This is a genomic window from Limosilactobacillus sp., from assembly GCF_040772465.1.
Lineage (GTDB): Bacteria > Bacillota > Bacilli > Lactobacillales > Lactobacillaceae > Limosilactobacillus.
In genome coordinates this window covers 1-13,056 of the sequence record NZ_JAXGYB010000005.1, presented here as the reverse complement: position 1 = coordinate 13,056, position 13,056 = coordinate 1, and the positions used below count along the sequence as shown (strand labels likewise).

The following is a 13,056-nucleotide window of genomic DNA, read 5'->3' as shown; positions in this document are numbered from 1 at the left end:
ATTGTATCGAACATACGTTCTAGACGCATTGGAGGGACTCGAAATGTCTTTTGAACTCGTATATATTGCTAAATCCGGAAATAAGAGCTACTGGACTAGCAAACACAATTTTTCTAAAAAAGCAGCTAATCACTTTCAATGGCCCAATGTAGATGATATCGATCTGGCAAAATTAGCCAGTACCTATCCCACCATTTTTAGAAATAAGAACCAAAAGCGTTTTAAGGTCCTGAATACAGCGTCCATGCAAATAGTACCGCTTAGTGATCAACAGCAGTCAGAAGCACCAGTTTCAAATCGTCCACACGTCAACATCACCAAATCTATTGAAAAGAAAATCCAAACAGATGGTAAAGAATTCGTGATTGTCACAGTGGTCGACCAAGCTTTCCAATATCTAGATACTACTATGGGCAATCATGGTGACTTTGTTTCGTCATTAAACAAACAGACCAAACGCTGGGATGATGTCAACAAAGCTATCAAGACCGCTGAATCGCTATATAAAAATAATAAGTTTTGGAAAGATTGCGATAACTTTGAAGAAAAATTGTTGTATGTTCTGAACGCCAAAACAGATACCATCATTTGGTCATCAGACAACCCAGAGGTTCAACTAACGCCAACGTCACAATTATTAGCTAATCTTGCGGAACTAAATGCACAACTAACTGAACATTTCAAAGCAGATAACAACAGAAATAGGGATTGTGCAACAGCTAAAATAATGCCAATTGTTGATCTTAACGGAATTACTGCTGAAAAAGTATTTGCTTCCTTAGCATTTCTCATCAAAGCACTAACTTATCAAGAAAAAATTGCTCAATTGCTTACTTATTACGACAAACGAGTGATTCAAGACCAACTCCACACGGCTGAACTAGCGGACCTTCAACATTTTGATGCTTCAAAATTTGTACGTAGCCTTCAAGCTAGTCGCCAAAATTGTCGTCGGATCAAAGATCTCAGTGTCATTTTGAATTGCCTTGCCGAAAACATGGATAGCGAAAGCATCATCACATCTTTACGAAACCATCCATCGCTTCACAACCATTATTGCTATCGGGATCAAGAAACAGCAAAAATCATGGAAACATTAGAAAAATAATTAATAATTATAAAAAGCATTTACTAGCTGATTTAGTGTGATTACTAGGTGCTCGATAATAATTATCGGCAATGAAAGCGTATACAAATTAATATCGAAATGATATTATTAATTTGCAATAGTTGTTTACACCTTATCACTTGTTAATTTTACTTTTTTAACAAGTCCTATTCTGTCAAATTGACTATTAGCCTAAGACAGAAAAGAGGTGTCACAATTGATCATCACGCCATTGAAGCACATCAGCCGTTTTATGGGCATTTCACCAAATCTTGATATTGCTTTTCAATACTTAGCTCAGTTAAAGCTGCCTGACGTCGTTCCGACAAAAGAACCAGTTGATCTGTCCGACGGAGTCAAAGTTAATGTCTTTGATTACCAGCCCAGTCAAACCAATCCCGGTTCTCAACTGGAAGGGCACCAAAAATGGATGGATATCCATCTAGTGGCAAGCGGTGCTGAGCAAATGGCCGTCGGTAGTGCAGATGCAGTCAAACAAACTGTTGACTACGAGGCAGACAAAGACATTGCCTTTTACGAAGGCCAGCCAGAAGCAGTGGTTAATCTTTACCCAGGTGATGTTCTCGTTACTTTCCCTGAAGATTTCCACCAACCAGGCATTAAAGCTAACGACTTGCCAGTTCGCAAAGTGCTCATCAAAGTCAAAGTCGATTTTTAGGATTATTTTTTCATCACTTGCTAGCAATTATTTACCGTTTTTTAGATGAACTGAACAATTCCATCTTCAATCCATCCTTGTCTTAATGAAAGGAATTATTTTATGGATAACGCAAGTGCTAATAACCACTGGTATAACGAAATTAACCACGACCAGTGGAAGTCATTCTTTGCCGCAGTTGTTGGATACTTTCTCGACGGGTTTGACTTCAACATGGTCAACCTGCTACTAGTTCCAATTTCCAAGTCATTCGGTATTCCATTAATCCTTGCTTCGACCTTGATTTCAGCCGCCTACCTTTCCCGTTGGTTTGGTGGAATGTTCTTCGGGGCCATCGGTGACCGCTTTGGGCGAAAAGCTTCGATGGTCACTTCGATCCTTTTCTACGCCGGTGGGACTTTTGTCTGTGCCTTTGCCCCTGCCTTCTGGGTTCTATTTGCTGCTCGGCTCTTCATCGGACTTGGAATGGCCGGTGAATACAGTTCGTCCACGACCTACGTCATGGAAACCTGGCCGAAGAACATGCGTAACAAGGCTGTCGGCTTCGTTGTCGCGGGCTTCTCACTCGGTGGCGCCGTGACGGCTCAAGTCTACAAGCTCATTTCTTACCTCGTTCGTGACACCTCATGGGCTTCTAATGACTGGCGAATTTTCTTCTTCATTGGCCTGATTCCTGTGATCTTCGCTCTCTGGATGCGGCACTCCATTTCCGAATCAAGTGACTACGTTGAGATGAAGAAAGCCCAGGAAAAGGTTGCTAAAGAGGACCCGAACTACCAGCCACCACGTGACATGTTCTCCGTCTTGTACCGGACCAATGCCACCCGGACGATCATCAACTTCATCTGCACCGTTCTGACGATTGCCCTGTTGGTGGGCGTCTTTCTGATGTCCTCCAAGCTGTCAGTATGGCAATCAGTCATCGCCTGGATTCTGATCTTCGCGACAATCATGTCCTTTGTTTATCAATTCATGGGCAAACGTTGGCCAATCGGTCTGGGCATTTTGATCATCATCGTCGGTGCCAACCTGGTTAACGGACCAATGCAATCACTGATGCCAACCTATTACGCTAACTCCCTGCACTTCTCAACGGGGATGGTTGCTAACTTGACATCCGTCTTCTGGATTGGCCAAGTTATCGGCTGTATCGTGGTTGGTTTCGTCGGCGACCGTTTTGGTACCCGTCGTGCCTACTGGGTCGGTGACCTCTGCTCGCTGATCGTCGTAGCACCAATCTTCATGATCACCCGTCAGATGATGGATGCTAACAAGATGTGGCTAGTCGTCTTCATTATCTTCCTGATGCTGTACGAAATGTTCATCGCCTTTTGTGCGCTGATTCCAAAATTCATCGGTGCCTACTTCACCACCGCTAACCGGAACGCCGGAGTCGGCTTCCTGGTTAACGCTGGGGGGCTGGGTCAAGCCCTAGCGCCAGTGCTGACCCTAACATTGGCTGGCAAGGTTTTCCAGCCGATGGGCCTAGGCCTCGGTTGGACCCTGTTCTGGATCCTGGTAATCATGACCGCCTTTGTTATCATTTGTCTCTGGATCAACTTACCGGCTCGCCTGCAAAAACTCGTTCATCCAGAATTATTGCGGAAGCAAGACTGGTCCGATAAGGACATCTCAAACGTCGAAGATGAAGTGAAGATGCAAGCGCAAAACCAAGATCAAAAGTAATTTATTTTCACTAAATAAGGGCTTCGCTGATCGATCAAATCGGTCACCGAAGCCCTTTTGTCATGCCCTAATCGCTAAATTTGTGATTGTATTCAATTAATTTGATGTGCTTATCTGTCACTTCCACCTGGGTCAGACCAGCATTGGTTGGGAAATTACCAACAGTGTCAGCGCCCAAAGCATCCGCAATCGTCCGAATAAAAGTACCGTGAGTGACTAACAGAACGTGGTCGCCATCCTTGGCATTGCGTAAGATCTTCCGCATCCCCGCACGTGCCCTGGCAGCAATATGTTCGTAAGATTCCGCCTGACCAGTCGGATCCATGTCGTGCATCATATTGCGTCCCGCTTCCAAGCTTTCGTGCCGAATAATGTCGTCGTGATCCTGATAACCATGTTGTTGAGCGATAATCCGCCAGTTCATATCAGATGGGAGCCCTTCATAGTAGCCAAAGAAGACTTCCCGGAAATTGGGATCCTCATAAACTTTTTTGGGTTTATCAATAAGGTGCTGAATGATGATGTCACGGGTTTGCATTGCCCGCTTCAAATCAGACGAAACAACCAAGTTATATTGCCGATTTTTCAGTGCTTCACCCGTTGCGGCGGCTTGTTCGCGACCATGTTCATTCAGGTCAAAGTCGATCCAGCCTTGAGCACGGTTAAGGGTGTTCAAAAAAGTTTGCCCGTGACGAACAATGTCTAGTTTGATTTCTGTCATTATCTTTCATCCCTTTTATTGTTAACAATATCATGAACAGTTGTCTAATAACAGGACAAACTTAATTCTGCAGATACTTTTTCAAGAACGCTACTTCATCATCATTAGCTTTCTTTGCCAATGGATCTTTCTGCGAAATCATGAAGACATGGTGAGCTGGGTGTTCCTTATCACCGTAATTGCGAAAGACGTGTGGTAATCCTTTGGCTAACATATAACCATCCAGCCGAACCGAACAGTCATGAATCATGTCTTTATTGCCAGTGGCGATGAAGATTGGAGGCAAGCCCTTTGTCAAATATTGTTCATATGCCAACTGTTGACCCTTTTCTTTAACAATCTCCGGCAAGAAATAGGCTGATGGCAAGCCGTCCAACGTCCCCGGTAAAGTCAAAAACGAAGCGCCACAGTTGTTAGCCGCTGCCCGAATCTTCATTGCCGGACGCTTGAAACCTAATTGACGGCGATAATCGGGATTGATATAGGCAGCTAAGTACTGCATCATCATTTGACCACCAGCACTATCGCCAATCAGGACCACGTTATTCACATCTAAATCATACTGATCAGCATGATCGACCACCCAGTGCATCACCCGGTTTACTTCTTCTAGCTGTGCCGGATAGTGAACTGTGGGCGCTAATTGATAATTGAAATTGACGAAGGCAAAGCCGCGTTGTGCCATCCCCATCCCATAATACTGGTAGGTTTCCTTTGTGCCGTAGCACCAGCCACCGCCGTGAATGGAAATCATCACTGGTAATTTTCCCTGATATTCACTGGGGCGATAGATATCTAACAAATTCCATTTGGAGACAGGACCATAGGCAAGGTCGTCAATTCGTTGAACACCCTTGAAAACATGCGGTAACCCGGCATCACGTTTTTCATCATTTAATGAAGCAGACTCCCGAAACTGATTGATTAATTCCATTACTTTTGCTGAAGACACGCGAAAACATCCCTTTTCCTGTTATTGCAATCAATATAACAACAAAATTATTTTTCTTCAGTCGGACGCAAATGCAGTTTGACCTCTCCATCTGACGTTACGGTTGCACATACCTTTTGGGTTGGGTCATCATCCAGTGCTCCTAAATCAACGATAATCTTATCTGCATTCGGCTGATCAATATCTTTGATGCCCTTCATAAGAAATGTGTGGAATAGATAACGTATCTGTTTATGTTCTTTTTCCTTGGCCACCGCAGTTTTCAGCGTAAATCCTTGGTCGAGATAGTATTTAATGGTTGCTACCTGCAACATTGTATAAAAATTGAAGTAATGATTTTTGTTGTTTTCGTCTTGTTTAGATTTAATGAATCCCTTGCGTTCCCAGTAGCGAAGCTGACTCGGTGAAACATGCGTCAGTTTTGACATTTCAGTCATGCCAAGGTTGATTCGTTTGCTAAATATCATCCGAAATAGTGATTCTTGCACGTGTGATCCTTCTTTCTTTATCACATTTATATGTATTGATTATATATTTTTAAATATCTTTGTCAAATTATTTGACAAAGAACTTCAAAAGTCTTATATTCGTATCATCGCTTATTTTAAGAGAAAAGAGGCTGACACACTTGAATGATGATGTACAAACGGTTGACATCAACGGTCAACCATATAATCGTTCTTTAATGGTGCTGGTCATGTTGATTGGGGCCTTCTGCACATTCCTCAACCAAACTATCTTGGCCACCGCCTTTCCTGCATTAATGAATGCTTTCAATATTAGTACTTCTACTGTCCAGTGGCTGACCACTGGTTTCTTAATGGTCAATGGGATCATGATTCCTGTTAGTGCCTATCTAACTAGCCGTTTTAATACTAAATCACTTTTCATCATTTCAATGATTATTTTCGAAATTGGTACTGTGATGGCTTGGCTAGCACCTCATTTTAGTGTCCTGCTAGCTGCACGGCTTATCCAAGCGGTTGGTGTTGGTATTAACATGCCATTGATGCAAAACGTCATGCTAAGCATCTATCCACCGGAAAAACGTGGTTCTGCAATGGGGATCAACGGCCTGGTAATTGGACTGGCCCCAGCCATTGGCCCAACCCTTTCCGGATGGGTCATTGACAACTACAACTGGCGGATGCTTTTTGAAATGATTGCCCCAATCACTGGTGTGGTTATCATCGCTAGTTTCTTCTTTGTGAAAAACGTTATTCCAAATGAGAAGCCACACCTTGACTGGCTTTCTGTTCTGATCTCAACTGCTGGTTTTGGTAGTATGCTCTACGGCTTCTCCAGTGTTGGTGATAAAGGTTGGACGAGTCCAGAGGTGATTTGGACCGTCTTAATTGGTGTTATTCTCGTCGCTATCCTGGTCCTTCGTCAGAATCATCTCGATGAGCCATTCCTGGAATTCAAAGTCTTCGAAAGCAAAGAATTCACGTTGGCAACTATCCTGAGTTCCATCGTCATGATGGCCATGGTCGGTGTCGAATTAGTCGTTCCAATGTACCTCCAAATCATCCATGGCATGTCCGCCTTCCATTCTGGGCTGACGCTCCTCTTCGGTGCGCTGTTGATGGGGGTCATGAGCCCAGTTACCGGAACCCTCTTCGACCGTTACGGCGCCAAACGTTTAGCAGCCACCGGGATGTTTATCCTAACCATCGGAACCATTCCATTTGCCTTTTTGAACCGTGACACACCAACGATCTACATCGTCTTCCTCTACGCCATCCGGATGTTCGGTATTTCCATGGTCATGATGCCTGTCACCACCGCCGGTATGAACTCACTTCCGTTACACTTGATTTCCCACGGGACCGCCGTCAACAACACCTTGCGGCAAGTGGCCACTTCTGTCGGGACTGCCATCATGATTTCCGTGCTGACCAACGTTACCAAGAGTAACCAACCAGCACATTCTCTGTTGACTCAATCTCCATTGCAATACCGTTCTAAGATGCTAGACGCTACTTTGCTAGGCTATCACTCTGCATTCTTATTTGCGGTAGGATTCGCAGTCCTCGGCTTTATCCTGACTTTCTTCGTCACTAAAGGTACTGGGGTTCGGAAGAGTGTCGTCAGCATTGATGAACCAAAGAAAAAGGATGGTGACAAATAATGATAATCATTTTGATGTTTGTGAGTGCCATCTGCGTATTTCTCAGTGTTATGTTCACCAAAACATCCGCAGCACGGATCTTACTGACTGCCATTTCTGGTATCATTTTCGTCGGCTCCACAGTTATCATGACGGGTAATTACAACCTTCACTGGGGAATGCACCAGGTCACAACGACCAACACTCAGCAAATTTATTCTGCTTCTAATTCATCCATGCCGCTAGCTCTATACCAACCAGTCGGCAAGAGTGGCAAAGACGACGTCTATATTTACAACACCAAAGTCCGTCAAAAGAAGCCTAACCATACTCAAGCCAATGAGTATACCCATAATCAGATGAAACGGACAAACGGAACCAAAGCCCAGCTCATCACCAAGGAAACACGTTGGCGCTACAATGGTGAACTCGACCGCGTTCTCTTTGCCTGGACCGATATGGATGGGACATTAGTTAAACGCACAAATACTTTCCAATACCCGCATGCTTACGTCAAGGTCAGCACTCAGCAAGCCAAAAAGCTCGCCCAAGCTGCCAAATCTTCTCACAACAAGCAGGCCCAAGCAGCGATGCAACAAAAAGCTAAGGCTTACGTTAGCGCTCAAGTCAAAGCTGCAATGACAAAGAACCCAAAGATGAGTTCTTCCCAAATTCAAGACGTAACGAAACGTGCTGAAATGCAGTTCCAGTCACAAATGATCAAGCAGATGCTGCAATAACTCTATACAAGATATGCTAAACGGCCACCGCAATTTGCGGTGACCGTTTTGTGCTTTAATTAGCGGGACGTGTTGTTTGACCAATCGGCTGTCTCTGCTGAGGGCGGTTGAGAATGTAACGCTGGATCAAATCTAGCACCTGACTGTTCTGTGGTAAATCAGAGTGCTCTGTCAAACGACCCGTGACGGTAATCTGGGTATAATGCTTAACCTGTTTTTGGTAAATATACTTACCAGCCAGCACACTGCTCAGTTGGACGATCCCGTCTTCAACATAATTTTCGGATCCGGCTACCGAATAGACAATCAAACTCTTGGGAATGCGACTGCGGTATTTTTCAAAATCACTTAACATCTGTGTTTTCCGGCTAGTCGGTTCAGAGAAGTTATAAGGACTACCAATCGTCATCAAGCGGGTAATCCGAATTTGACGTTCATTAAAGTAATGCTCTAGGAAATACGTGTAAATCAGACCACCATTGGAATGCCCGATGCCCTTAAAATTATTGAAGCGATAACGTTGTTTAATCTGGTTAAAGGCTCGGTTAAACATTGCTGCTTGTTTTTTGATGTTGCTGTAGTCATCGTGATTGTTTTGGAAACCAACCACAATAAAAGGCTCCCGATCATTAGCACGCATCCGACCGGTAAAGACAATTTTGCCGGAATTATACACTTTCACTTTCACCAGACTGTGGTTTTGGTGGTCCTGACGGTTAATTTTCGCTACCAAGCGATCAAACCTGTTGACCGTTGCACTACTGCCCGGAATCATAATCACGGGTGACATCCGCGAACGCTGACGGGATTCCATCAGCTGAACATTGCGGTGTGCCCGGCATGCACCGAAAATAGCAAGCACCAAAGTGAGGAGGCCAAAAGCAACAATGATTGCCCAGTGTTGTTTACTTAGTTTCATTTGCATCCCCACCTTCCCGACTCTTGGCAAGCATTTGATCAACGTTATCAGCTAATTTGACGAACGGAATGTAGGCAGCTACATCGATAATCAACAGGATGATCGACACCACAAACTCCAACCAGTTCCCACCAGATCCCATCAGTGGGCCTAATATTCCGGGTGTATTAACCGGAATTGGGTAAGCCAGTGGCGGCAAAACATGAATCATGATCAATGAACTGGCCACCAACATATTAAAGATTGGCATAATTAACGTCGGTAACAGATAAACTGGGTTTAACACCATCACGGCGCCATACAGAACCGGGTAATTGACGTTAAAAAACACCGGAATCGAACTTGCTGAAGCTACACGACGCAAATTCTTTTGGTGACTCACCCACAAAATCGCGATGACAAACGCTAGAGTAACACCAATACCACCAAAATTAGCAAAACCGTTGTAAAGTGAGGAAGGCGTAAATGGGTATGGGATATGCCAAGCCGTTTTATGTGCTAGTGCGTAGTTCAAGTTGTCGGACAACTCACTGCTAAACATGTTGTTAGGAATATTGAGCAACTCTGGAAAACCAAGCCAAGCACCCAAGGTAACAACCAAAGAGAGGATCAGCGTCGTTCCGTAATTGCTGTTGCGATTAAGCATCTCCGTCAATGAGTTAGCGGCCATTTGATCAACAGTAAAGGTCCGGATCAAGGCATAAATAACATGAATCACAAAGGCAAGAATTAGAGCAATCAATAACGGCTTCATGTTATCAAACGCTCGACTCACAATATCATCGCTCTTCAATTCAAAGTTAGCCACTTCGGATTTATGACCAAACCGGGCGTAAATCAGGCCAATAAAATAGCCAACTAATACACCGACGATAAACCAGTGCGGACCATAATAACGCATGTCCATCACACCAATCCGCCCACGCTCGTAGTGCATGAAGATTAAAACGTAAGCTGCCATCGCGAAAGCACCCACTGCTGGAATATCTTTGTGGTGCTGACGTAGTGTCAACTGGGCACTGACTAAAGCAGCATAAGTAGAAATGTAGCCGATCGTCACGTTGAAAATATCGCTGAAAATTTCGTAAAAGAATCGATACTGGGAAAACCAGCTTCTAATAGATATCATATTGCCGATAAAACCACTAGGCGAAAAGACTACTCGAGACAAAAGGTAAGCAAAAGACCCAATCAAGGCAATGGGAAACAAAGTCAGCATCGTCCGTTGTAGAACCTGAATAAAGGGCAATTGGCGAAACTGCACCATCTTTTTCACCACGACCGGGTTATCATAAAAAGCTGGATGATTGATATTAGACATTCCCTTCTCGAAAGGTATAATTAATTTCCATCTAATAATATCATTATCTCCCCCAATGGAGAGCATTGAATTCATACATTTCTCTCTAAATTCTTTATCAATCCTCAGGGAGTATTTCATCTTCTTCAAAAACATGTTATTCTATCGTCATCAAGGGCATTTGCAGGCGAAACCCATATCAAATTGCCGGTGGCACTTCTGTGCAGAAAGGTTAATTATGCGCATTAATATTTTGCAACACACACCTAACGAAGGCCCCGGCTCGATTCTTAAGTGGGCACAGGCTCATGGTCATCAAACTTATGTTTATCATCCCTACCAGTTCGGTCACCTGCCGACTGCGGATCAAACTGACATGCTGGTCATCCTCGGCGGCCCAATGAGCCCAAACGACGATCTGCCGTGGATCCACCAAGAACGGCAACTAATTAAACAGTTATTGGCAAAAGGGACACCCATGTTTGGCGCCTGCTATGGAGCCCAACAGATTGTTAAAACCCTAGGTTACAAAATCAGTAAAGCTCCCGCTAAAGAAGTCGGCTGGGCTCCAGTGTACTTGCAGAGTCACCAAATTCCTGGCATACCTGATAAACTAATGGCTCTGCATTGGCACGAAGAAATGTTTGACATTCCTGAAGATGCTGAATTGCTCTTCTCTAGTGATAAAGTCAAAAATCAGGGATTTGTCTTAGGGCATCGCATTGTCGGCTTGCAATTCCACTTCGAACCCCTGGCTGACAATGTCCGCGAAATTGTGGTTAATGACTTTCCTTATGTCAAAGGATCCGTGCTGGGTCAAAGTGCTGAGGACATCTTAAACACTCCTGTTCCTGCCGAAAACGAAAAAGTAATGTTTACGATTCTCGACTACATTACTGACGGCGTTGAATAATTCTGAGCAATGAAACAGTGGCTGTGATGGCCGCTGTTTTTTTATGTTTAAGTTATTAAATTAAAAATATCTGAGAAAAACTGTTGTTTTCTTAATTTTTGGTGTTAAAATAATTCACAACTTAAATATTCGTCCATACAAACCAATGAAGTGGAGATCAAGGTTGTTGTGCACGCACAGAGAGTTACGGTGGTGAGAATGTAACCGAACGCAGGCAGCTAAATGGACCACAGAGGGTTTCCCCGAAAGTTTTTCGAGTACGGGAAAACGTACAAGCATACGTCAGTTGCTAGGAGTATGAATACGTACTCTGCTGAGGAGCGAATATGGTTAAGTGTATTTTAGTCTAGCTAAATAGCCTAACTGTATTCGAAATAAGGTGGCACCGCGGGATTTTATCCGTCCTTAACTTTGCATTAATTATGCAAATGTTATGGGCGGATTTTTTTTGTGCAAATCTTTAAGGAGTGATGAAATGAAAGAACAATTAGCACAATATCTCCGCACTTACTCTGCGGTTCCACTCACTATTCAATACCATGACCCCAAATTTGATCCTTTGGCTGCTTTTCAAAAATTAAACCAGCCCAATCAACCAGCTTTTCTGTTGACTGGTAAACCCAAAGAGAAGGAGGATGGTTACTCATTTATCTGTCTAAATTCAGAAATGACATATCGCTATCGCGATTACATCTTAACCACAACGGATTTGCGGAACGGTAATCAACATCAAGAAAAAGCTGACTTTAAACAATTGGTCAACGACCTCTTAGCCAAATACAAAACACCACACATCAAAGGATTGCCTCCCTTCACGGGTGGTTTGACCGGGTATTTTGCTTACGATTATGCCAAATACTCTAATCCGCAACTGGATCAACCAGTCAAAGATGATCTAAGTTTAGACGATGCTGAACTCTTGTTAACCAAAACCGTGATTGCTTTTAATCACCACAGTCAAGAAGTAACGCTGAGTCATATTATGACCAGGGCAGACTTTGAACAGCACTATGAAAAGAGCTTGGCAAAATTAAAAAGTCTTCAACAATCCTTGCAAGAGCCAAGTCATTTCCATCACAATGCGCTACGCCTGAAAACACCATTCCGTTCTCAATTTAGTCTGTCAGAATTTGTCGACAAAGTTAAAGCAACACAGCAGCACATTACTGATGGCGATATCTTCCAGCTGATTTTATCAGACCCACAACGGGCACAAATCAATGGCAGTCTGCTGGCAACTGCTGATCAAGTATTTAGTGACAACCCATCACCTTACCAGTTCTATTTTCATGACGGGGACTTTGAAATCATCGGAGCATCCCCTGAAACCCTGATTACCAAACGCCAAGATTCTTTGTACACCTACCCATTAGCTGGCACGCGACGACGCGGACGGACAAAAGAGGAGGATGATCGTTTTGCCCACGAATTACAGACCAGCCCGAAGGAAACATCAGAACACAATATGCTGATCGATCTCGGCCGTAACGACCTCGGTAGGATTAGCCAATTTGGCACGGTTCACGTTACCAAGGAAAGACAACTTTTGAAGTTCTCCAACGTCATGCATCTTGGTTCAACGGTCGAAAGCACAGTTGCTAAGGGTATCACCGGAATGGACATTATCCAATCAGTTCTACCGGCAGGCACCCTAGCTGGAGCTCCCAAGGTTTCTGCCATGACAATCATCCAGCAACTGGAACAAAGGAAACGTGGCGTTTACGGCGGTTGCCTTGGCTACTTTTCATTTGACGGCAACCTCGATTTTTGCATCGGCATTCGCCTCGCCTACCGCAAAAAGGATCAACTGGTCATCCATTCAGGCGCCGGTATCGTGGCCGACAGCATCCCTGAGCATGAGTACCAAGAATTCAACAACAAAGCCCGTGGCATCAAGACCAGCATCTTAGCATCAGCAAAGGAGGCAA

At 44.0% G+C, this 13,056-nt stretch carries 12 protein-coding genes; 7 read left to right on the top strand and 5 right to left on the bottom strand.

The genetic code is table 11. The annotated features are described in order from the left end of the window. The first annotated feature begins 43 nt into the window (after window positions 1–43). From AB3114_RS05940 to AB3114_RS05930, 3 genes are all read left to right on the top strand, one after another. Window positions 44–1,108 (top strand): hypothetical protein, encoded by a 1,065-nt coding sequence (locus tag AB3114_RS05940; protein WP_367342345.1) that lies wholly within the window; start codon window positions 44–46, stop codon window positions 1,106–1,108. Window positions 1,109–1,316: 208 nt separating this feature from the next. Beyond that, on the top strand, window positions 1,317–1,787 hold the full coding sequence (locus AB3114_RS05935; protein ID WP_367342344.1) for a YhcH/YjgK/YiaL family protein: 471 nt from the start codon (window positions 1,317–1,319) through the stop codon (window positions 1,785–1,787). Window positions 1,788–1,889: 102 nt separating this feature from the next. Next, window positions 1,890–3,473: an MFS transporter gene (locus AB3114_RS05930; protein ID WP_367342343.1), complete on the top strand. Its 1,584-nt coding sequence runs from the start codon at window positions 1,890–1,892 to the stop codon at window positions 3,471–3,473. A 67-nt stretch (window positions 3,474–3,540) separates the two neighbouring features. Here AB3114_RS05930 and AB3114_RS05925 read toward each other — a convergent pair whose 3' ends face one another. The 3 genes from AB3114_RS05925 to AB3114_RS05915 form a co-directional block, all read right to left on the bottom strand. Beyond that, window positions 3,541–4,194, bottom strand: coding sequence for a histidine phosphatase family protein (locus AB3114_RS05925; RefSeq protein WP_367342342.1), 654 nt, complete (start codon window positions 4,192–4,194; stop codon window positions 3,541–3,543). A 61-nt stretch (window positions 4,195–4,255) separates the two neighbouring features. Then, window positions 4,256–5,146, bottom strand: coding sequence for an alpha/beta hydrolase (locus tag AB3114_RS05920; protein WP_367342341.1), 891 nt, complete (start codon window positions 5,144–5,146; stop codon window positions 4,256–4,258). A gap of 47 nt (window positions 5,147–5,193) precedes the next feature. Then, window positions 5,194–5,634, bottom strand: a complete 441-nt coding sequence (locus tag AB3114_RS05915; RefSeq protein ID WP_367342340.1) for a MerR family transcriptional regulator — start codon at window positions 5,632–5,634, stop codon at window positions 5,194–5,196. Window positions 5,635–5,774: 140 nt separating this feature from the next. Here AB3114_RS05915 and AB3114_RS05910 point away from each other — a divergent pair, with 140 nt between their 5' ends. Beyond that, the gene (locus AB3114_RS05910) at window positions 5,775–7,277 is read left to right on the top strand and encodes an MDR family MFS transporter (RefSeq protein WP_367342339.1); all 1,503 of its coding nucleotides are present in this window, start codon (window positions 5,775–5,777) and stop codon (window positions 7,275–7,277) included. Further along, window positions 7,277–7,996: a DUF4811 domain-containing protein gene (locus AB3114_RS05905; protein ID WP_367342338.1), complete on the top strand. Its 720-nt coding sequence runs from the start codon at window positions 7,277–7,279 to the stop codon at window positions 7,994–7,996. The genes AB3114_RS05910 and AB3114_RS05905 overlap by 1 nt, the downstream gene beginning before the upstream one ends. A gap of 55 nt (window positions 7,997–8,051) precedes the next feature. Here AB3114_RS05905 and AB3114_RS05900 read toward each other — a convergent pair whose 3' ends face one another. Then, a complete protein-coding gene (locus tag AB3114_RS05900) occupies window positions 8,052–8,915 on the bottom strand; it encodes an alpha/beta hydrolase (RefSeq protein WP_367342337.1) in 864 nt (287 codons plus the stop codon). Continuing rightward, window positions 8,902–10,236, bottom strand: a complete 1,335-nt coding sequence (locus tag AB3114_RS05895) for a PTS transporter subunit EIIC (protein ID WP_367342336.1) — start codon at window positions 10,234–10,236, stop codon at window positions 8,902–8,904. Before AB3114_RS05895 ends, AB3114_RS05900 begins: the two co-directional genes overlap by 14 nt. A gap of 217 nt (window positions 10,237–10,453) precedes the next feature. Between AB3114_RS05895 and AB3114_RS05890 the strand changes: the two genes are divergently transcribed. After that, a complete protein-coding gene (locus AB3114_RS05890) occupies window positions 10,454–11,128 on the top strand; it encodes a type 1 glutamine amidotransferase (RefSeq protein WP_367342335.1) in 675 nt (224 codons plus the stop codon). A gap of 475 nt (window positions 11,129–11,603) precedes the next feature. Then, window positions 11,604–13,056: anthranilate synthase component I family protein (locus AB3114_RS05885; protein WP_367342334.1), on the top strand; the 1,453-nt coding region annotated here is incomplete at its 3' end.